Here is a 21,689-nt window from a genome sequence, read left to right as displayed (position 1 = left end):
GCGCGCCAGAACTTTCATGCAGCGCTCAACGCGGGCTGAGCCTGCCAGGCGCGAAGGCCCACCGCACACGGGCGGTCGATTTACGGACAGCTCGTTCGAATGCCGGTGACCCGGGGGGTGTTCGCGCAGCTCCCGCCGGGTGACCGCAGGTCCGCGCGACGCAAGAGCGCGGCGCGTCGACCGGCGTGATGCGATCTCCCGCGCCTGCCGCCCAGGTGACGGTCACTCACGGTTCACCGAACGTCCCACGAGGGTGACCGGATCGATGCGGTGACGGGCCCGCACAGCCGCTCCGACGGTCCCCGGACCATGCCGCTCACATGCGGAGGCCGCCTCACCGTCCGGTGAGGCGGCCTCCGCATGATCGGTCCGGTCCTCCGGTCATCAGGTCACCCGGTCATCCGGTCACCCGGCCTTCAGACGGCGGCCGATCTCCTCGGTCATCCGCCGCTGGAGTTCGGCCAGCTGCTCGTTCGTATAGGCCGTCAGATCGCCCGGGTCCCCCGGGTTCTTCGCGCCCTCCTGCTGCTGTTTCTGCTGCTCCCGGCGTTTGAGCTCCTGCTCCTCGGGCGATCCGGGCACCACGTACGCGCACCGGATGAGCGCTCCGTCGGCGGCCTTCAGGCAGGTCGCCTCGCGGCCACCCACCTGACCCTTCCCCTCCACCCGGTAGCGGACGTTCTGCTCGCTGCCGACGGTGGCCGTCCACGTTCCGCCCCCGGTGGGCACGACCTCGAACACCTGGTCGTCGTTGTAGCAGCAGACGTCCCGGTACTCCGCCTTGATCAGGGCGACGAGCGCCTTCGGGGACGACCACGCCGGATCGAGGCGATGGACGGTCATCGGCGCGAGCCCGCCGCCCTGGTGACGGGTGGGCACCGTCGACACGGCCACGACCGAACTGGCCTCCCCCTGCGGGGTGAGCGGGGTGACGTACGCACTGCGCCCGGTCTCTGCGGCGTACCGCATGGTGAACTCGGACTCGTTGCCCTCGTTGGCCCCGTCCTCGGAGGCATCCCATCCGCTGCGCTCGAACCACCAGTCGCTGAAGCCGCCCACCGCAGCCGTTCCTTCCCGCTGACGGGCCGCCAGGCTGATCGGGTAGGACGGGCCGGGAACGGCAGAGGTGTCGGTGGTGACGGTGAGCTTTCCGGTCCGCCCGTCGTAGAGCGCGACACCGGCGGGGCGTTCCGTCACCACGAGGATCCCGGTCTGCCGCTTGAGCGGGACGACCACGACCGGGGTGCCGCCCGAGCAGGTCACGTACGCGTCGTCGGCCTCGAACCGGACCCAGCGCTTCTCGGCCGAGATCTTCCTGCCGAGGTTGTGGGTGAACCAGCCGCTGATCCTCGCGTCCGCCCGGGACACGTCGAACGGGCAGCGCTCCTGGCTGCGGCTCTCGCCGCCGAGGGGGACGTCCTGCACGAGGCCGACCTCGTACCCGGCCAGCCAGCCGCGCCGCTCGACCAGGGTGGCGAACCGGTCCGAGTCCGGCAGGTAGGTGATGTCGGAGATCTCGCCGGTGACATCGCCCAGGTGCGGGGCGGCCTGCGCCTTGCCGGCCACGTACGGCACCCGGGCCGCCAGAGCGGGTACGGGCTCGGTCACGACCTGCGAAGTGGCCATGTACGCACGGTCCTGCAGGTACGAGCCGTACACGAGCCAGCCGACGGTGAGGCCCAGCCCGACGACGGCGCCCAGGCACCCGAGGGTGGCGGCCGCGCTCCCGGTGCCCGCACCGCGCCCCGCACGCCGCCGAAGCCGTCCCACCAGCAGCACGACCGTCGCGGTGGCCGCCGCGGCCAGCAGGGGCAGGGCGAACCAGGCGAAGAGCTTGCGCAACTCCCAGACCGCGATCGTCGTGTAGTACGAGGCGTACCAGAGTACGAACCCCACCGGCAGAACCACGATCCCCACGCGCAGTGCCCGACCCATCAGCGCCCCCGCCCCTCGGCCCCACGTCACTGCGTCCGATTCTCCACCCCGGGCCGGACCATGTCACCGGCTTGCACGGACGCACGGGATTCCGCTGACCGCCCTCCCGTCGGGGGGCTACTGTACGAGCACGCCGAGTTGCGCACGGTCACCCGAGGAGGAATCCTGTGCCATCGCCCTGTGACTCCCAGCACGCTGCCGTCGGTGATGTGGGTGCGGCGCTCATGATGATCGACTCACGGCTCAAGGCCGTGTACTCCGGCAAGGCCGGGACCGACCCCGAACAGCAGCAGCTGATCGACCAGTTCACCGCGTCACTGGGCCCGGAGGAGGCCGAGGACCTGGTGGACGGCGCGTGCACGCTCATCTACATGTTCGTGCAGTGGCTGCGGATGGCCCACGAGGACCAGGACAGCGACGTCATCGAGTACGTGGTGCCCAGCTTCGTGGCCTCGCTGCGCCTGATGCACAAGAGCGTCCGCCCCGAGGTCATCCCCACCATGGTCGGCCTGGTCGTCGCGGCCGCCACCGGCCTGAGCCCCAATCTGTGGCGCAAGCAGTACGGGGACTGGACCGGGGACGAGATGAACTCCCTGGAAGCCACGGCCCTGCTGCTCGCGGAGCACATCAACCGGCTCACCGGAGACCGCGACTTCGCCACCCGCATGGTCACCGAAGCCCTGTCCCGCTCGGACCAGGACTGACCCCGGCGTCCTCGCACGCGCCCGGCTCAGGTCACCCGACAGCCGGGGCCGGCGCCCTCCGGGGGTCGGCCGGGCGGGGCACGTAGACCGGGGAGTCCGACTGGTAGAAGAGGTCGATGTCGGCCTCCTCGCCGCCGACGATCAGGGTGTCCCAGGCCCCGCTCTCCCGCAGGGTGTGTAGGGTGGCGGGGGCGATCGAGGCGAGGTGGGAGCGGAGTTCCCCGTCCGTGGGCAGGCCGGGCAGCCGGGATCCCAGCCGGTCGCGGATACCGGCCATCCGGTCGAGCAGCGCGTCCAGGTCGCTCCCGACTCCGACTCCGCCGCCGGCCTCCGCGCTGCGCGCGATGATGTCCCTGATGGCGCGGGTGACGCCCTGGTCGTCGGTGGTCACCATGGCGTTCCAGGCCCGGCTCTTGTGCCGGTACTGGAGCATGGACATGGCGGCCTCGTGCCGGATGAAGTCGGCATCCCGCAGCGGCTTGCCCTGCCAGGCGCGGCTGAGCGAGCGGGCCAGTGAAGTGGCCGAGGCCAGGCCGCTGTTGAGGCCGCGGCCCGGCCAGAAGTGGATGGCGTTGGCCGCGTCGCCCAGCAGGAAGCCGAAGGTGCCGGGGCTGGTCGCCGTCGGCCGGTGCAGCTGAGCGGTGAACCGCGGGCGCTGCACCATGTCCAGCCGGAACGAGGTGATCGCCGACAGGTCTTCCTCGGCCACGCCGAAGAGGCTGAGACCCTGCCGGATCTCCTTCCACAGCGGGGAACTGCGCAGCAGGGCGGGCAGGAAGAGGGTGCCGTGGGTGGGGCAGCGGAACTCGTTGTCCTCCTCCTGCCGGCTCATCAGGCAGGGGCGGGCGGCGATGCACTCCTCGAAGACGTGGCGGACCGGGTCGATGCCGATGACGTTCTTGGCCTCCTCCCGGGTGAGCCGCATGTTCAGGAAGCCCTCGCCGCGCAGCGAGTTGAGCAGGAAGCGGTTCTGCGACACCGTGAGGAGCACGCTCATCGGGTCCGGCAGCTTCGACTTGACCCGCAGGCCGAGCACGACGTCCTGAAGGTGTTCGCCGTCGAGGGAGTAGATCGAGGCGTCGGCCGCGCCGAAGCGGTCGGCGTAGTGCTCGCGGGTGCGGGAGCGGCCGCCCTCGCAGACCACGAGGACGTGTTCCTGGGTGAGCCGGTTCTGCTGCTCGGTCACGTCGAAGCGCCTGGGGACGAGGCGGATGGCCGGGCGCCGGCCGGCCAGCTCCAGCAGCCGGTCCTCGATGTGGGCGATCCGGATGTTGCGGGGCGGGTGGCCGTCGACCGAGTCCGGGCCGACGGGCCACATCTCGGAGTAGGCGGCGCCGTCGGCGAAGAGCGCGCCGAGGACCTCCTCGGACAGGGCGAGGTACTGGCGGCTCTGGACGGTCACCACCTGCTGGCGGCGGAAGTTGCCCTGGGTCTCGTCCTTCCAGACGACCGCGGAGCCCTTCCTGGTCCAGCGCCCGTCGTAGAGGGTGATGACGGTCCGGCCGGGCAGCATCTCGTCGAGCGCCAGGGCGAAGGCGAGGCCGACCGGGCCGCCGCCGGTGATGGTGACCCGCAGCATGCCGGGGTCCGCGGTACCGACCCGGGGGACGTCCAGGAGGGAGAGGTCCATGACCGTCTCCATGGCGTCCTGCCCCTCGTAGAGGAACGTTTCGTCACCGATCCGGATGCAGTCGTTCGGGCGTAGCACATGCCGGGTGACGCGCTGGTCGTTGACGAACGTGCCGTTCCGGCTGTCCCGGTCGTAGAGGACGAACCCCGGGTCCTCCGTGAGGATCTCGGCGTGCAGCCGGGAGGCGCTGGGACTGACGATCACGACGTCGTTGTCGCTCTTGCGCCCGAAACTGAGGGGCTCGCTGCCCAGAACCACGCTCTGTCCGGTGAACGGACCCGTGCGCCCGACGATGACCGATGGCACTCCACACCCCTTGGAAAACGATGCTGCTGATGACTCGTACGACACGAACCAACACGTCGTCGAGAACGTGTTCGGTTCAACCATTTCTTGGAATCTTTTGAGTCTCCCTGAACCCGGGGCCCGGCCCGTACGTGATGCTCGCGTCGGCCGCCGATAGAGGAGAACCACCCCATGTACAACGACGAATCCGAGACCGTGACGGAGACCGCGTTCGCTGCCACCCCCGCACCGGGTCCGACGGGTGGGGAACCGTTGATCGCGGGGCGCTACCGGCTGCTGTCCCGGCTCGGCGAAGGCGGTATGGGCACCGTGTGGCGGGCCCGTGACGAGACCCTGCACCGGGAGGTCGCCGTCAAGGAGGTGCGGGTCCCGGCCGGCCTGTGGGGCGATGACCTCGCCCGGCTGTACAGCCGGCTGGAGCGGGAGGCATGGGCGGCGGCCCGGATACCCGACCGCAATGTGGTCACGGTCCACGACGTGGTCATGGAGGACGACCGGCCCTGGATCGTGATGGAGCTGATCCGGGGACAGTCGCTGGCCGGGCTGCTGCGCACCGAGGGACCGCTCAACCCCCGGTACGCCGCGTACATCGGCGCGGAGGTGCTGAACGCGCTCCGTGCCGCCCATGCCGTCGGCGTGGAGCACCGGGACGTCAAGCCGGCGAACGTGCTGCTCGCGGACGACGGGCGGGTGGTGCTCAGCGACTTCGGCATCGCGATGGTCGAGGGCAGCACCGCCCTGACCATGACCGGCGAGGTGGTCGGCTCCCCCGAGTACCTGCCGCCGGAGCGTGCGCTGGGCCGCCCCTCGGGCCCCGAGTCGGACCTGTGGTCCCTCGGCGTGATGCTGTACGCGGCCGTGGAGGGTATCTCCCCGTTCCGTCAGGACACCGCGCTCAGTACCCTGCGGGCCGTCGTGGACGAGGAACCGCCGGTACCGACGTGCGCGGGCCCGCTCGCCCCGGTGATCGCGGGGCTGCTCCGCAAGGAGCCCTCGCAGCGGACGCCCGCCGCCGAAGTCGCCGAAGCCCTGCGGGACATCGCGCAGGAACCCGGCGCCACCACAGGGGCGGCCCGCATCCTGCCGACCCCGGCGGAAGGCACCACCGCCATGGCCCCGGGACCCGCGGCACAAGCAGCCACCGGGACGGCCGCCGAGGCCGCCGCCCGGCCCCGCAAGCGCCGTACGATGACCTTCGTCGCCGCCGGCACGGCCGCCTGCGTCCTGATCGGCGGCGGGATCGCCTACGCGCTCAACGGCAACGACGGGGGCACCGCACCCGATTCGGGCGTACAGGTGTCGGTGACGGGCGCGAACACGACCTACACCGGCAGCTGCCCGGTCCCCGAGGGCCGGACCCCGGCGTTCACCGCGACCTTCACCGCGTCCGAGCCGACGCTGATCTCCTACCGCTGGGTGTCCGGCAACGGCTCGGTGGTGGATCCGCACTGGCGCACCCTGTCGATCGGGGACAAGGCCAACCCGACGGGGCGCGACACCGTGCGCGTGTCGGCCGACGCGAAGACGGGCACCCTGACGACCGGGATGGCCGTGGAAATCCAGAGCCCCACCCGCACCACCTCCAACCCGGTCCCCTTCTCGATCACCTGCACCCGCTGAACCCCGCACGGGCCCGGCCGGCGGCGGCGTCCGGGGCCGTCAGGGGGTCTGGGTCCCGGCCGCCTCGACGTTGGCGACCATCCTGCGCAGCACCTTGAGGGCGGCCACGTACTCCTCGTCCCCGATGCCCTGGTGGACCACTGCACGCTGCTCGGTCACCAGCTGCCGCAGCCGCGCCCTGGCCACTTCCCCGGCCTCGGTGAGGTGCAGCCGCTGCGCGCCGTCGGTCGAGAGCCAGCCGCGGTGGAGCAGCTGGTCCACGACCCGGGCGATCTCGTGCGGTCCGTCCGCGAGCGGGGTCAGCTGGGTGACCACTTCCTCCCGGCCGGGCGCGGGAAGCCCGCTGTTCACCCGGTTGAGGACCCAGTACTGCGGCTGTGTCACGTCGATCCTGGCCATGGCGTCCCGCAGTTGCCGGGTGACCGCCGTGTGGGCCAGGCCGCTCCAGTAGCCGATGGGCTGGGTCGCCAGCATGTCGTCGGTGGCGGCCGGATCGGCCGGCGCCTGATCGGTGGTGGTGGTACCGGTCAACGGTTTCATGATCACGACGCTACACACACCGCCACCGGCGCAGGCTCCTTCGGCCGTCAGGCCGTCAGGCCGTCAGGTGGCCGGGCAGGCCGACTCCCACGTGGCGCCCTCGGCGTAGGTGTCGAGTTCCTTACGGGTGAGGCCGCCGCCGACCGCCGCGCAGACGGCGGCCCGGGGGTCGGTGGCGGCCGCCACCGCCTCGGTGGCGTCCCGTACGACGAGTGCGGAGTAGCCGAGCAGGAGGCGGCCCGGCGGGAGGGGGAACGCCCGCGGGTGTTCGGCGAAGCCGTCCTTCCCGAGGGGCACCGGCTCCATCCCCGGTCGTACGAACCAGGTGGTGAAGTCACGGAATCCGGAGGTGGTGGCGAGTGCGCCCCAGGTCCCCGACGCCAACACGTCCATGCTGTGCGCCCCCTTGGGCAGGGGAAGGTCCGGGACGGCCTCCGCCTCGGCCTTGCCGGAGCCGGCCAACCGCCAGCCGTGGGCCCCGGTCCGCAGGATGCCGCCGTCCTCGCCGAACAGGAGCCGGCCCCCCGCGGGCGCGGCGGGGACGGTCTGCGTCCGGCGGGCCTGCTCCGTGCCGGACAGGTCCCACACGGCCAGCCCCGTCCGGCCGCCGTCCACGACCAGCGTCCGCCCGTCGGGGGACAGCACCGCGCCACGCCCGGATTCCGTGTCGGAGCCTGCCTCCGTGCCGGACTCGGACTCCAGGCCGGAGTCGGAGCCGGAGTCGAGGCCGTACTCCTCCGGGCCGGCTCCGTCGCCCGGGATCGCACCCGGCTCCGGGGCGCCCCTCCCCGGCACCTCCAGCTCGTCCACCGTGGGCGTCGACGTGCCGGACGTGAGCCTCTGGAACGTCCCGGCACGGCCGCCGTCGGAGTCCACCCGCCAGACCAGCGCCTCGTCGGAGCCGGCGCGCACCGCCACCACGGTCTTCCCTTCCGGGCCGACCAGCAGGTCGGTGATCCCGCCGGTGGCGCGTCCCGTTCCGTCCCCGCTCGGGCCGCCACTGCCCGCCGCGATGTCCGCGGGCAGCGGGAACGTGGCCTCCAGCCGGCGCGGGTGGGCCCGGTCGCGCACGTCCCACAGCGACAGTTCGCCGTCCTGGAGCGCGGCCATGCGGGTGGCGTCCGGGTCGATCCCCAGCAGGTCGGCGGGAGTCTCCAGAGCGCCGAGCCGCCGATAGGGCGAGCCGGCCGCGAGGTCGAACAGGACGGTCTCCAGCTCGCCCTTCCTGGTGCCTTCGACGAGCTGGGTCACGGCCAGGACCGACGTGCGCGGGGCGAACGCCGCCGTCTCGTAGCGCGTGAGGGGCTGCGCTTCCACCGAGTGGGTCTGGGCGGAGACGTCCCAGAACCGCACCGTGCCGTCGTCGCCGGCGATCGCCAGCCGCTTTCCGTCCGGGCTGTAGGCGAGCGCCGGTGGGGTGTCGACGGCCGATGGGGGCTTCGCGGCGGCCGTCGCACCGTTCGTCCTGCGCAGCACGACCTCGCTGCCGAGCAGGGTCACCCCGGAGTCGTCCCGTGCCGCACCGCTCCCGCGGGGCCCGGGGACCACCCAGCCCGATCCCCGCAGGACCGCTTCGAGCCGGTACCCCGGGCCGGTCTTCTCCGGGTAGGTGCTCCACACGTCGATGAACCGGTTGCCCGCGCCCGCCGTCACGAGGGGGTGTGTGGTGGCGCTGTAGAGGGTGTAGTCGGAAGAGGCGTCGAAGGCGACGTCTTCGGTGGGGTTGACCTGTCCGCCGCCGCGCGGGTCGTCGGCACCCGAGGACCGGCCCGGCTCGATCGTGACGGTCACCGGGAGTCCGGCGACCTGCGTGTCGTGCACCCGGATGTCACGGTCGTCGGCGACGGCGACCCGGTTGCCGGAACGGTTGACCGACAGGCCGACGGGCCGGGTGCCCTCCGTGGTGGCGTAGGCGGGAACCTGCCCCGTCCTGCGCGGGGCCGCGGGGTCCGTGACGTCGTACACGGTGAGGGCCTCCGGGGAGACCGCGTCGCCGCCGGCCGGCGGGGTGAGCGGCCCGAGGGTGGCCAGGGTACGGCCGTCACGGCTGACAGCGGCCTGCAGAACCTGGCCGCCGCCCGGCAGTGCGGCGAGCCGCCGCGGCTTCGCCGGGTCCGCGAAGCTCCACAGTTCGGCCCGGTGGTCGGCGGTGCCGATGAGCACGGCCGTGCCGTCGGAAGCGGCCAGCGGCAGCAGGACCGGCGGGACCTGACGCTGTGGCTCGCGGGCGTCGGTGCCCGGCGGCACCGGGAGCGTGGCCACCGTGGCGCGGGACGCCGCGTCCCGGACGGTGATCCGGTCCCCGTCCCGGGTCAGCAGGGTGCGGCCGTCGCCGGTGTAGCCGAGCACCGTCGGCCCGCGGGTGCCCGCCACGGGCGGTACCTCGCCTCGGTAGCGGGTCTCCAGGAGGATCCGCAGCAGGCTGTTGCGGGAGGCCTCTCCCGGGCTCATCCGGTGTGCCGACAGGGCCAGGCGCAGGGCGCGGGCGGGATCGGAGTCCTGGACGGCGGTGGCTTCGTTGAGGAGGGACCGCGCCTGCTTCTGGCGCTCCTCCGCCGCGGCCTTCTGCCACTGGAAGGCGGCGATGACCCCGAACACGAGGAGCAGGCCGAGCAGGCACCCGATCACCTGCTTGAACACGACCCACCAGCTGCGGGAACAGGCCTTGCGCAGCGCATGGGCCACATCGGCCGCGACCGCGATCTGCGTCTGTTCACCGGGTAGTTCGCCGGCCACGTCGCGGGCCTCACGGCCGTCGGACTCGGCTACGACGACCACGCCGAGGTCGTGTGCGGCGCGCAGTTTGGCGCGGAATCCGGCGACGGAGACCAGCTCTCCGCCGTCCGTGACGTCCGCCGTGACGGAGTTGACGTCCCTGACCCGTTTGCTGATGACGGCCCGGCGCGCGAGGGCGGCGGCCCACCTCCTGTGGTTGCTCCAGCGGAGGGCCGGCTGCCGGACGCGGACGGTCTCGGCGAGCAGCACTCCGAAGGCCGCGCCGAGCGACGGCCCCACGATCCGGTGCGGCGGCAGGCCCTTGGCGGTGCCGGCGCCACCGGCGAGCGTGATCCCCTGCAGGGACCACAGCACGGTTCCCGACAGCTCGTGTCCCGCCGCCTTCCAGGCCCGGGCCATGGACGCGGCGTACTTGGCGTCGACGGTGAACAGCGGCATGGTCCCGGGGTCCGGCACGAGGCCGCGGGGCCCGCGGGGCTGCAGGGTCAGGGTGAGCTGTCCCGCCGCACCGACGCCCTGCCGGTCGAACAGGACGCGGACGGCCACCGGCTTGCGGGACGGGCCCGGGGTCCGGCCCAGCGCCAGCCGGCACAGCGCCATGGCCACGGCCAGCACGGGACCCGTACGGACGCCGTCCCCGTCCCCGGCCGCGTCCCCGGCCGCGTCCCCGGCCGCGTCCCCGGCCGCGTCCCCGGCCGCGTCCGCGAGCCGTTGCAGTGCGCGCCGGAGGCGATCGTCGCCCTGCGCGAGGCCGTCCGGGCTCCAGGCGCCGGTCGCGACGTCCGGGGCGGAGCCGGATCCCCGGTACCAGGCGAGGGCGACCGCCAGGCGTCCCTCGTCCGGTTCCGGGTCGACGAGGTCCAGGGCGAGGGCGGCCTGGATCCGCACCGCGCCCAGCACCGGCTGCTCCTGCGCATCGAACACCGCCAGCCCGGAGGCCCTGCGCAACTCCTCCGTCAGGGGACGGCCGAGCCCGGGTTCGTCGCTCGCCATGCCCAGGGCGTCGTGGAGCGCGGACTCCTCGCCGGTGTACAGGAGGCGCAGCGCTGCCACGTCGGCCTGTTCGACCAGGCGGGAGAGCCAGGCCATGAAGACGCCGCGGTCCTCGCCGAGCTTCTTGCGGACGCCGCGGACCTCTGCGGGCGGGAGGTGGTCGGAGGCGAGGGCGGCGTCCAGCTCGTCGAGCACCGCGGCCCGGCCCTGGGTCCGGGCCCGGGCGGGTCCGGTCATGTCCTTCAGCACCGTCATCCCGCTCAGGCTCCTTCCATGGCGCGGCGTACCGGGTGGCCGGCGGGGAGCCGGTCGAGGAGTTCGCGCCAGCGGCGCCGGTCGGAGGCCCGTACCTGGCAGGCCAGCGTCCTGCGGACGGCCCCGGGGTCCAGGAACGGGAGGTCCGCCAGGCCGAGCGGCGGACCTGCCTGGTCCGCGGTGACCTCGGTGTCGGCCGCGGCCGTCATCTCCAGGTCGCCGGACAGCCGGTCGGCGAAGGGCCTCAGCAGGACGTACAGCTCGTTGCCCTCGACGGCGCCGGTGACGTGGACGGGCAGCAGCAGCACCTCGTCGTAGCCCCGGGCCAGCAGCGCCGCGGACCCGGTGTCGAGGGGTGCGGTGACCGTGACGTAGAGACCGCGGTCGGACCGGACGGTCAGGGTGAGGGTGAACACCGCGCGCAACACCTCGTCCTCGACCAGGTCGGATCCGTCATCGGCCGCGGGTGCGAACCGGTTCCGTACGGAGGCCGGACTGCCGTAGTCCAGCCGGTGCCACACGACCTCCGCGCCCGCGCCCCCCGGGGCGGCGAAGGCCCCGGCGAGTCGCCGCGCCGCGAGTACGGCCGTGGCGTCGAGGAAGGCGTCGCCGCGGCCGACGGCGTCCAGCAGGCGCACGAGCCGCTCCCGGGTCGGCTGCGGGATCCGGCCGGTGGCGGCCCCGGCGAGCCGTGCGCACAGGGCGGTCGTCGCGACGCGCCGGCGCCGCGGGTCGGCCGCGCGCAGGGCGGAGCCGAGCTGTTCCAGTGCGGCGGTGAACCGGGACCCGGCGGGGGCGAAGTAGTGCCGCAGCCGTACGGGGGGAGCCGCGGGGGTGCCGTCCCCGGCGGGTCCGGACTCGCCCAGGGCCGCGGTCACTTCGTCCGCGAGCCGGTCCACGCGCTCCCACGGCAGTACGTGGAAGCACTCGGGTTCGGGCCGTCCCTCGGCCGCGAGCCGGTCCAGCAGGCTGTAGCGCAGCCCTGGGTGGGCCGCGGCGAGGAGGGCCCGTTCGGCCGGCTCCAGCCGCTGGGGCGGCCAGCGGCGTTCGATCGCGGCGACGGCCCCGGCCGTGTCGGGGTCGGCGGGCAACGGCTCTCCGAGCTCGTCGAGTTCCAGTACGGCGGCGCCGGTGGCGGGCCGGATCAGTGCGAGGCCGTGGCCGCCGTCCGCGAGCGGCAGCGAGCCGCGCTCCCAGCCGGTGCGGAAGCGGTCCATGCTCCGGGCGTCGGCGCGCTCGTCGCCCTCGTTGATGGGGCCGTGGGCGGCCCAGGACGGTCCCGGCGCGGACGCGCGGGTGCCGCCGTCGCCCCGGGCCTGGGCCGGGATCGGGGTGGTGGCGCCCGGAGCGGGCCCGGTGGGACGGGCGTCCCGGACCCAGGCGGTCAGTGGCCGGTGTACGGCGGTCATGCGCGTACCTCCCCGGCGAGCCGGTCCACCAGCGCCGCGACGGCGGGGCCGAGGAGCCCGGCGGTCTCCAGGGCCCGCTGCCTGCCCTCGTCCGGGACGTAGCTGCGCCAGGAGTGCCGCAGCGCCGGCCAGTCGTCCTCGCCGAGCCGGTCGGACAGGTCGGCGGGGAGCGCGGCGGCCCAGTCCCGCAGACGGGTGAGGTCCGCGTCCGGGTAGCGGAGGGCGAACTTGAGGAACCTGAGCAGCACCGCGGCGGAACGTCCGGCGGCCCGCTCGGTGTTGCGGCTGGCCAGGACGCGCGGCCGGGCCCGCAGGTGGGCGATGCCCTCCCCGGTGGGATCGACCAGCAGGCGCCTGCCGTGGTCGTAGTAGAGGCTGTTGACGGTGAGGTCGCGGGAGGCGGCATCGTCGGTCAGGCTGCCGCCGTAGGCGGAGAAGGGGAAGTCGGTCACCGCGAGCGCCTTGTACTCCAGGATGCGGGGGCCGCGCTGTCCGGGCCGGGACAGGTGGACCACCAGGCTGAGTGGGCTCATCCGGGGCCGGTGGTCGCCGAGTCCGGCGTCCACGTACTGCTCCTCGATCTCCTGGAGCAGTTCGAGGGGCGGGAGCGTCCCGGCGAAGTCCAGGTCGTTGGGCTCGGCCTCGGGGCCCACGTCCACCAGGTCCCGGACAGCGCCTCCGATCAGCCAGAAGGCGTGTCCGCGCTCCGGTAACCGCTCCATGAGGAGGCGGACGAAGGCGCCTTCGGCGCCGGTCCCGTCCAGGCACCGGTCGACCGCGTCCGCGATGCCCGGCGCCTCCTCCTCGGCCGGGCGGAAGGCCTCCGGCGGACACGCGTCGGCCGGGCCCGGCCCCAGGGGTTCGATCCGCAGGTCCGCCCTTCCCGGTCCGTCCACGGGGGGCTCCGGCGCCTCCCTGTCGTGTTCCCGCAGCAGGACCTCCCGGACCTCGCGGGTCACCGCCATCCCCGGCAGCGGCTGGCCGTCGGCCAGGTCGCCGCGTACGGGTGTGCCGTCCTGCGCGCGCCGGTAGATCTCGCGGTATTCCTTGGTGCCGTTCTCGTCGGGCAAGGTTCCTCCCCTGTTCCGCCTTGTTCCGTCCCGTTCCGTCCTGCCTGCGTCCCCGGCGTGCCTCAGCTCCCCGACAGGGACCTGCCCAGCCCCAGTCCCACCGCCGATGCCAGCACCCACCCCATGCCGACCAGCGCGTAGCCGAACCACTGGGTGGCGCCCACCGGTTGGAAGGCGGACTCCTGGCCGAGGTTCACCAGGGGCAGGAGGAGGTCCAGTGTGTAGGCCGCCGGCTGGAAGCGCGGGGCTTTCTCCGGTTCCAGTGCGGCCGGGGGTACGGACCCGAAGACGACGGTGCCGAGCACGACCAGTGCGGCCAGCCAGCCCAGGGCCCGCCAGGGCCGGAAGCCGTAGCCGACCGTCACCTGCAGCACGCCCTCCCACCAGCGGGTCGGTCCGGACAGCGCGGCCCGGTGGCGGCGCTGCGCGGCGTAGCGGACCTTGCGGGCGTCCAGCGGGCGCCCGAGGGCCGTGTAGTGCTGGGCGAGTTGCTCGTACGGCTGGGCGGCGGCCTCGGCGGACGGGTCGCGGGCGAGCCAGCGCAGCCGTTCGGCGGCGGGCAGGACGGGGTGCAGGGCGCGGTAGGACAGTCCGGCGAGGCCCGCCCGGGCGGGCCAGTGGGCCGGACCGTCGAGCAGTACGCCCACCGTGCCCTGGTCCAGGTCGAGCCGGTCGGCCCGGTCGACGCGCAGGTCGAGGGTGTCGCGTACGTGGAGGCCGGCGGCCGACACGGTGCCGCGGGTGACGGTCAGGCCCTGCAGGCTCACGTCGGACGCGGACAGCCGGTCCAGGCCGAGCGCGGTCAGGCCGCCGGGGTGGCCGATCCGGGCTCCCGAGAGGTCGAGCCGGGTGCGCAGTTCGGCGCCGGTGAGGCGGACCTCGCCGCTGGCCGTGAAGGGTGCCGTGCACCACAGCGCACCGCGTACGGTCGCCCCGGACGCGCCGAGCGCGATGCCGTCGGGGTGGGTGAGGCGGGCGCCGGTCAGCCGTACGCTGCCCGCGACGTCCGCGTTGAACATCCGCAGCGCTCCCTCGACCACCAGCCGGCGGGCCAGCAGCCGGTCCCCGAGCACCGACCGGTCCAGGACGAGCGCGTCGCCGCCGGGCGCGCGGATCTCGGCGTCGTCCAGCCGTACCGGGCCCGCCACCCGTACCCCCGCCAGGAACACCGTCCCGGACGCCGCCGTCCCCGCGAGGTCCAGGGCTCCGGCGACGACCATGCCCTCCGCGGACAGCGCTCTTCCGTCGGGGCCGGGTCCCAGCGTGCTGCCGGTCAGCACCACGTCGGTCTCGGCGCGTGCCCGCTCCAGCCGCACGCCTCCCGGGATCGTGCATCCCCGCAGTTCCAGCGGGCCCTGCACCCGTATCCGGTCCGCGTCCACGGCGGGCAGGCGGCACCGCGTCAGGGCGAGGCCGGGCAGCACGGCGTCTGCGCACACGAGCGGCTCGTCGAACGCGCACTCCTCGAAGCGGATCCGGAGGATCTCCGGGGCCACTCCGCCCCCCGTCAGGTCGAGCCGTCCGAGCACGCGTGCGCCGCGCAGCCGCAGGGCGGGCGCCCCGTCCCGCCCCGCGGCCGTCCCCGGCCGGCGCATCCCGCGCAGGAGCGCGGCGAGCGCTGCGGCCCGTACGGTGCGGGCGGCCGCGCTCGCCTCCCCCGTCAGGTCGGCCCGCGCCCCCTCGGCGAAGGCCCGCTCCAGCACGGTCTCGGCCGGATACGGATCGGACGAAGTCCGCTCGGCGGCCGGGGTGTTCATGGGTAGGCTCCGATCGGAACGGGGGGACGGTGCACGGACGTGGTCCGCCACGAGTGCACCACCGCTCCGTCGCAGTCGTGTCGCACGGGAGGGGCGGGCCCACCGCATGGCGGGAACACGGAGCGCGGACGGCCGGGCGACGGCCGCCGCCACGGCGGAACTGCTGCGCCGGCTGCTGACCGGGCGGGCGGCGTACCGCATCCGCTGGGAGCAGCAGGAGCTGCGCCGCACGGCGGGCCCGGTGAGCTCCTCGGCGGTGGCGCGGGTGCTGGCCCTGCACCTGTGGGACAGCGGTGAACGCCCGGACACGGAGCAGGATCTGGCGCGGCGTCTGAAGGACCGGGTGCACCGCGCGCTGGGCGGGGAGTTCCTGAGCCGGGAGACGCTGGAGTGGTTCGTCGCGGCCTTCGCGATGGACGGCGCCGACGCGATGGCGCTGCGCGCACTGTGGTCGGGGACGGGCACGGGCACGGGGACGGGCACGGAGCAGCCGGTCCCGGTCCCGGCCGCGGATACGGGCGGTCCGGTGACGCACACCCTGCGGCTGCCGCAGTACCTTCCGCTCCGGCAGCGCCACCGCACCGTCTCGGTGTTCGAACGGCACGTCATCGGCCGTCACGGTGCCCCGGAACGCCACCGCACCACCCGTGCGGTGATGGCGTGCGAGGACGGCGTCCGCTCCTTCCCCTGCCGGCTGCCACCCGGCGCCGTCGACGTCGCGGTGCTGCGCGGCGCCCGTGTCGGCGCCCGCCGGGAGTTCCCGGGCAGCACGCCGGTCGTGGAACTCACCTTCCCGGCCCCGCTGGAGGCGGGCCAGATCGCCTCGCTGGAGTACGAGGTCCTCTACGCCCCGCTCCGGGAACAGGTGACCGAGTACCGGAGGGTCGCGCACGCCCGGGCCGACAACGTCGACCTGGTCGTCGAGTTCCCGCCGTCACCGCGCCCGGCCCGCGTCTGGTGGGCGACCTGGGACCACCACCGCGACGGCACGCTCCTGAGCGAGACCCCGGTGGCCCTCGCCCCGGACGGCTCGGTCCACCGGTTCGTCCCGGCACTGGAACACGCGGCCGCCGGCTTCCGCTGGACCTGGTAGCCCGGCGCCGGGGTGGGCCGTTCCGGTGGTCCCGTACGCGGGTTCGCGGCCGGAGCGCGAGGGGTACGGCGGCCTTCCCGGGTGCGGAGACCATCCTGAGGGTGCCGTGCGGCCCCCCGCCGCTGCCACCGCCCCTCGATCCCGGCCCGCCGGGAAGCTACGGAGACCGATGTCCCCGACCGTCGCCCCCGAAGCCACCGCCGCGGCCCTGGTGCGCCGCCCCCAGCTGTGGCTGGTCCCCACGATCCTGACGGGACTGCTCGCCCTGCTGCTGTCGCTGCTCTACATGGGCGGCATCGTCAACCCCAACGCGGAACTGCACGACCTGCCCATCGCCCTGGTCAACGAGGACACGGGCGAGCCGCAGCCGGGGCAGCGGCAGAACCTGGGTGCGCAGATCACCGCGGCCATCGCCGCCGACCCCGCGGGCAGCAAGGCGGACTGGCGCGAACTGAGCCTCGCCCAGGCCCAGGACCAGCTCGACTCCGGCGAGGTCTACGGGGCGCTGGTGGTCCCGGCCGGCTTCACGGAGTCCGTCACGGCGCTCCCCACGTCCGGCGCCACGAAGCGGCCGGCCATCACGGTGCTCACCAACCCCGGCAAGGGCAGCCTCGGATCCTCGCTGGCGAGTCAGATCACGACGCGAGCCGCCCACGGCGCGTCCCGCTCCGTCGGCGAACAGCTCACGGCCGCCGCCGGAGGCCAGGCGAGCGCCACCGCGAAGCTGCTGCTGGCCGACCCGGTCGACGTCGTCACGCGGGTCGGTCACCCGATCGGCGCGCACAGCGGCCTCGGTCTGACGGCCTTCTACTACACCCTGCTGCTGGTGCTGGCCGGGTTCATGGGCGGCAACGTCATCAGCAACGGCGTCGACACCGCCCTCGGCTACGCCGACAACGAGATCGGCCCGTGGCACACCCGGCGCCCGACGGTGCCGATCGACCGTACCCAGACGCTGCTCCTCAAGATGCTGATGACCGCGGGCATCACGCTGGTCAGTGTGTCCCTGGTGATGCTGGCCTGCATCGGCATCCTGGGGATGGACGCGTCCCACCTGCCGCTCCTGTGGATCTACTCCTACTGCGCGGCCCTCGCCGTCGGCCTGGGCGTGCAGGCCATCAACGCCGCGTTCGGCGGGATCGGGCAGCTCGTGTCGATGTTCGTGTTCATCGTGCTGGGTCTTCCGTCGTCGGGTGCGACCGTCCCGCTGCAGGCCGTCCCCGGCTTCTACCGCTTCCTCTCCCACTTCGAACCGATGCGTCAGCTCAGCGACGGTGTCCGCGCGATCCTCTACTTCGACGCCCGCGGCGACGCGGGGCTCACCCGCTCCTGGATCATGATCGCGGTCGGTACGGTGCTGGCCCTGCTGTTCGGCTTCGCCATGACCGCCTACTACGACCGCAAGGGCCTCAAGCGCCTCACGCCGCAGCCCGCCTGACACCTCGGGCGGGCCTGCCGTCCACGTACGTGGCGACGACCTCGATGGCTCCGATCCGCCCGGGGTCGACCCGCCTCGGGTCGTCGCCGAGGACGGCCAGGTCGGCGCGTCGGCCCGGGGCCAGGGTGCCCGCGCTGTCGTCCTGGTGGGAGGCGTAGGCGCCCGCCACGGTGTAGGCGTGCAGGGCCTCGTCCACGGTGATGCCCTCGTCGGGACCGATGAGGGCGCCGGAGGCGGAGGCCCGTTCCACCATGAACTGGACGGCCTTCAGCGGTGATCCATCGGTGACCGGGCGGTCGGAGCTGCCCACCAGGGTGACCCCGTGGTCCAGGAAGCCCCGGCCCCGGTACATCCAGGGGGCCCGCTCCGGGCCCATCACGGCCGCGTAGTCGTCGCCGAAGGAGCGCAGGAAGTGCGGCTGGACCACCGCGCACACGCCGAGGCGGGCGAAGCGCGCCAGCTGGTCGGGCCGGATCAGGCCGGCGTGTTCGATCCGGTGCCGGGCGGTGGGACGGGGCCGTAGCCGCTGGGCGCGTTCCAGGGCGTCCAGGGCCAGGTCGGCGGCGCGGTCGCCGATGGCGTGCACGGCGAGCTGCCAGCCGGCCAGGTGACCGTCCACGATGGTGTCGGTGATCCGCTCGGGGCTGTCCTGGAACTCCCCCGCGTGGTCACTCCCTTCGTAGGGGCGGGTGAGTGCGGCCGTACGGGCCATCATGCCGCCGTCGGTGTAGACCTTGAGCGCGCCGAGGGAGAGCCAGTCGTCGCCGAAGCCGGTGCGCAGGCCGAGGTCCAGGGCGCGGGGGATCCCGTCCGAGGCGTGCGCGGCCACGGGCCGCAGGGTGTCGGCGGCCGCCATGAGCTGGACGCGCAGCGGCAGCCGCCCCTGGTCGCGCAGGAGCTGGTAGGCGCCGAGCTCGACCGGGCTGTTGCCGAGCAGGCCGCCGCCGATGCCCGCCTCGGCGCAGGCGGTGACGCCTTCGGCGAGGCAGGTGCGGCCGGCGTACTCGACGGCGTCGGCGATCTCCTCCTGCGAGTACGGCAGGCGCAGCCGGCGTGCGGTGGTCATGGCGCTCTCGGCGAGGAAGCCCTCGCCGTGGGCGAGTTCCCCGGGGAGCAGGTCGAGGACGGTGGTGTTCACGACGCAGCCGTGTCCCGAGTCGTGCAGCATGAACACCTTGCGGCCGTCGCCGACCTTGTCCAGTTCGGCGGCCGTCAGGTGCCGGCCGAGGGCCCGCTGGTCGTAGCCCACGATGTCCACCCACGCGCCGCGCGGTTTCCGGGCGACCGCCTCCGCGACGACGGCGAGCACGTCCTCGACGCGTTCGCAGGGCGCCACGCTGGGGGTGGTCGCCTTGAGTCCGGTCCAGGCCAGGTGCACGTGGGAGTCGATGAATCCGGGCAGTACGGTGGCGCCCTGGAGGTCGACGACCTCCCGGGCGGGCAGCGCGGTGACGGCCTCGTCCAGGCCGACGATCCGGCCGTGCCAGATGCCCAGGTCGTGGGCGACGGGGTGGCCGGGGTCCATGGTGAGGAAGGTGGCGTTCGTCAGCCTGGTGCAGAGCATGGGTGCTGGTCCTCAGGGGGTGGGTGCCGTGCGGGAGGCCGGTACCGGGACGCGGCCGTGGGCGACGATGGACTGGAGGATCTCGCCGACCCTGACGGCGGTGTTCGACAGCAGGGAGGACGTGATGCCGTGCGTGTGCTCCGTTCCTCCCTGGAGGTAGATGCCACAGCGCAGTTCGGGCTCGCTCTCGACACGGTAGTCGCGTGCCACGCGGACGCGGCCGAGGCCGTCGCGCCGGCAGTACTTCTCGACGTCCCCGAGCAGCCCGAGGCCGTCCGCGGAACGGTATCCGGTCGCGTAGACCAGTGCGTCGGCCGCCAGGGCCTCCTTCTCCCCCGTGACCAGCGACTCGACGGTGACGCGCACGTGGTCGGGGGTCTCGGTGACGTCCGCGAGCCGTGACACCTTCAGGAAGCGCAGCCGCTCGGTGCCGAGGACCTTCTCCTGGTACTCCTGCCGGTAGAGGTCGTCGATGAGGTCGATGTCCACCACGGAGTAGTTGGTGTTGGCGTGGTACTCGATCAGCTTGCGCTTGATCTCCTCGGGGGCGGTGAAGTACTCGTCGACCGCCGAGGGGTCGAAGATCCGGTTGGCGAAGCCGCTGTCGTCGGCGGGGCTGTAGCCGTAGCGGGAGAAGACGGCGCACACCTCGGCCCGGGGGAAGGTGCGGTGCAGGAAGGCCACGTTCTCGGCGGCGCTCTGGCCTGCGCCGACGACGATGAACCGGGCGGGGTCCGCGCCCCCCAGAGCGGCCACCCTGGTGAGGAGTTCCGAGGTGTGCCAGATGCGCTCGGTGCGTTCCACTCCTTCCGGCATCTGCGGTCGCAGGCCGGTGCCGACCACCAGGTTGCGCGCCCGGTGGACCACGAGCTCGGAGCCGGAGCGTGCGGTCACGTCCACGTACTCGATCGCCCCGTCGCGCAGGACGGGGCGTACGGCGACGACCTCGGACCCGTAGGAGACCATGTCGTCGACCTTGGCCGCGGCCCACTCGAAGTAGTCGTGGAACTCCACGCGCAGCGGGAACAGGTTCTTGTGGTTGACGAAGTCGATCAGGCGGCCCCGGCTCTGGAGGTAGCAGAGGAAGCTGTACTCGCTCGCCGGATTGCGCAGTGTCACCAGGTCCTTGAGGAAGGACACCTGCATGGTGGCGTCGTCGATGAGCATGCCGCGGTGCCAGCCGAAGCGGGGCTGCTGCTCGAAGAAGTGGGCGGTGACCGCCTCCTGCGGTCCGACGCCGGCGTTGTGCTCGCTGAGCGCGATCGCCATGGCCACGTTCGAGGGGCCGAAGCCGATGCCGATGAGGTCGTGGATCAGTGGCGCATCATCGGACAGATCCTGTGACATGTCACTCCCAAATCGTGCGGGGGGCAGCCGATCGCCATGGGTGGGGGAACCAGGGACTGGGCACGCCGAAGGAGCGGAACCCGAAGCGAACTTAGGGAAGGCTAACCTGACATCATGGACCTGTCGATGGGCAAATCAGATCGAGCCTTCATCGATTCGCCGCTGAACTCTCCCCAAAGAAGGGGATGTTGTACAGTTAGGTAAGCCTTGCTTTACTCATTTTGAAATCTGTCGCCGCTCCAAGGAGGAACCCCATGCGGGTCGTCATGTTCGGCTATCAGACGTGGGGGCACCGCACCCTGCAGGCCCTGCTGGAGTCCGAACACGATGTCGTTCTGGTCGTGACGCACCCGAAGAGCGAGCACGCGTACGAGAAGATCTGGAGCGACTCCGTCGCCGACCTCGCCGACGACCACGGCGTCCCGGTGCTCATCCGCAACCGCCCCGACGACGAAGAGCTGTTCACACGGCTGAAGGAGGCGGAACCGGACATCATCGTGGCGAACAACTGGCGCACGTGGATCCCCCCGCGCATCTTCAACCTGCCCCGGCACGGCACCCTCAACGTGCACGACTCCCTGCTGCCGAAGTACGCGGGCTTCTCACCGCTGATCTGGGCGCTGATCAACGACGAGCCCGAAGTCGGCGTCACCGCCCACCTGATGAACGACGAGCTCGACGCGGGCGACATCGTGGTCCAGCACGCCGTACCGGTCGGCCCCACGGACACCGCGACCGACCTGTTCCACAAGACGGTCGACCTGATCGCACCGGTCACCGTGGGCGCCCTGGGCCGGATCGCGGCCGGCGAGACCGACTTCACCCGCCAGGACCGCTCGCAGGCCAGCTTCTTCCACAAGCGCTCGGCCGAGGACATCCGCATCGACTGGAACTGGCCGGCCGAGGACCTCCAGCGACTCGTCCGCGCCCAGTCGGCCCCCTATCCGGCCGCCTTCACCTACCACCGCGGCAAGCGTCTGGAGGTACTGGCCGCCGTCGTCTCCGAGGGCCGCTACGGGGGCACGCCCGGCCGCGTGTTCTACCGCGAGGGGGAAGGCGTCGTGATCGTGGCCGGGGCCGACGCCCGCACCGGGCGCAACCACGGCCTCGCCATCACCCGGGTACGGACCGAGGAAGGCGAAGAGATGCCCGCCACCGACTACTTCACCACCATGGGCGGGTACCTGACCAGCCGCTGAGCCACCGAATCGACCCGGGCGCGGGGCCGGGCCGTGTCCGGCCACCGGCGCCCGGGCGGCGGCCCGGACCACGTCCGCGAACGCCTCCGAACG

General features: G+C 73.1%; 14 protein-coding genes. 5 read left to right on the top strand and 9 right to left on the bottom strand.

Annotated elements, in window-relative coordinates:
• Window positions 1–405: 405 nt before the first annotated feature.
• Window positions 406–1,896 (bottom strand): hypothetical protein, encoded by a 1,491-nt coding sequence (locus KO717_RS35875; RefSeq protein ID WP_301373904.1) that lies wholly within the window; start codon window positions 1,894–1,896, stop codon window positions 406–408.
• 206 nt (window positions 1,897–2,102) lie between these two features.
• Between KO717_RS35875 and KO717_RS35870 the strand changes: the two genes are divergently transcribed.
• Window positions 2,103–2,639, top strand: coding sequence for a hypothetical protein (locus KO717_RS35870; protein ID WP_301373903.1), 537 nt, complete (start codon window positions 2,103–2,105; stop codon window positions 2,637–2,639).
• 31 nt (window positions 2,640–2,670) lie between these two features.
• Here KO717_RS35870 and KO717_RS35865 read toward each other — a convergent pair whose 3' ends face one another.
• Window positions 2,671–4,575, bottom strand: coding sequence for an FHA domain-containing protein (locus KO717_RS35865; RefSeq protein ID WP_301373901.1), 1,905 nt, complete (start codon window positions 4,573–4,575; stop codon window positions 2,671–2,673).
• 171 nt (window positions 4,576–4,746) lie between these two features.
• On the opposite strand from KO717_RS35865, the gene KO717_RS35860 reads away from it, so the two are divergent.
• Window positions 4,747–6,195 carry a serine/threonine-protein kinase gene (locus tag KO717_RS35860; RefSeq protein ID WP_301373900.1) on the top strand — a complete coding sequence of 483 codons (1,449 nt, stop codon included), beginning with the start codon at window positions 4,747–4,749 and terminating at the stop codon, window positions 6,193–6,195.
• Window positions 6,196–6,234: 39 nt separating this feature from the next.
• On the opposite strand, the gene KO717_RS35855 is transcribed toward KO717_RS35860, so the two are convergent.
• The 5 genes from KO717_RS35855 to KO717_RS35835 form a co-directional block, all read right to left on the bottom strand.
• Window positions 6,235–6,735 carry a MarR family winged helix-turn-helix transcriptional regulator gene (locus KO717_RS35855; RefSeq protein ID WP_301373898.1) on the bottom strand — a complete coding sequence of 167 codons (501 nt, stop codon included), beginning with the start codon at window positions 6,733–6,735 and terminating at the stop codon, window positions 6,235–6,237.
• Window positions 6,736–6,798: 63 nt separating this feature from the next.
• A complete protein-coding gene (locus KO717_RS35850) occupies window positions 6,799–10,719 on the bottom strand; it encodes a WD40 repeat domain-containing protein (protein WP_301373896.1) in 3,921 nt (1,306 codons plus the stop codon).
• 5 nt (window positions 10,720–10,724) lie between these two features.
• Window positions 10,725–12,128 carry a hypothetical protein gene (locus KO717_RS35845; protein ID WP_301373894.1) on the bottom strand — a complete coding sequence of 468 codons (1,404 nt, stop codon included), beginning with the start codon at window positions 12,126–12,128 and terminating at the stop codon, window positions 10,725–10,727.
• Complete coding sequence (locus KO717_RS35840) at window positions 12,125–13,198, bottom strand: hypothetical protein (protein WP_301373892.1); 1,074 nt, start codon at window positions 13,196–13,198, stop codon at window positions 12,125–12,127. Before KO717_RS35840 ends, KO717_RS35845 begins: the two co-directional genes overlap by 4 nt.
• Before the next feature lie 62 nt (window positions 13,199–13,260).
• Window positions 13,261–14,955 (bottom strand): hypothetical protein, encoded by a 1,695-nt coding sequence (locus KO717_RS35835; RefSeq protein WP_301373890.1) that lies wholly within the window; start codon window positions 14,953–14,955, stop codon window positions 13,261–13,263.
• 106 nt (window positions 14,956–15,061) lie between these two features.
• Here KO717_RS35835 and KO717_RS35830 point away from each other — a divergent pair, with 106 nt between their 5' ends.
• Window positions 15,062–16,048 (top strand): hypothetical protein, encoded by a 987-nt coding sequence (locus KO717_RS35830; RefSeq protein ID WP_301373888.1) that lies wholly within the window; start codon window positions 15,062–15,064, stop codon window positions 16,046–16,048.
• A gap of 169 nt (window positions 16,049–16,217) precedes the next feature.
• Window positions 16,218–17,486 carry a YhgE/Pip domain-containing protein gene (locus KO717_RS35825; protein WP_301373886.1) on the top strand — a complete coding sequence of 423 codons (1,269 nt, stop codon included), beginning with the start codon at window positions 16,218–16,220 and terminating at the stop codon, window positions 17,484–17,486.
• Here KO717_RS35825 and KO717_RS35820 read toward each other — a convergent pair.
• Both KO717_RS35820 and KO717_RS35815 read right to left on the bottom strand, forming a co-directional pair.
• On the bottom strand, window positions 17,467–19,050 hold the full coding sequence (locus KO717_RS35820; protein ID WP_301373885.1) for an amidohydrolase: 1,584 nt from the start codon (window positions 19,048–19,050) through the stop codon (window positions 17,467–17,469). The two genes, KO717_RS35825 and KO717_RS35820, sit on opposite strands and share 20 nt — an antisense overlap.
• Window positions 19,051–19,062: 12 nt before the next feature.
• Window positions 19,063–20,397, bottom strand: coding sequence for a lysine N(6)-hydroxylase/L-ornithine N(5)-oxygenase family protein (locus KO717_RS35815; RefSeq protein ID WP_301373884.1), 1,335 nt, complete (start codon window positions 20,395–20,397; stop codon window positions 19,063–19,065).
• Window positions 20,398–20,651: 254 nt separating this feature from the next.
• On the opposite strand from KO717_RS35815, the gene KO717_RS35810 reads away from it, so the two are divergent.
• Entirely contained in the window at window positions 20,652–21,596 is a 945-nt protein-coding gene (locus KO717_RS35810; protein WP_301373883.1) for a methionyl-tRNA formyltransferase, read from the top strand.
• Window positions 21,597–21,689: the final 93 nt, after the last annotated feature.

This window comes from Streptomyces xanthophaeus (genome assembly GCF_030440515.1).
GTDB classification, from domain to species: domain Bacteria; phylum Actinomycetota; class Actinomycetes; order Streptomycetales; family Streptomycetaceae; genus Streptomyces; species Streptomyces kutzneri.
This window is presented reverse-complemented; position numbering and strand designations above follow the sequence as displayed.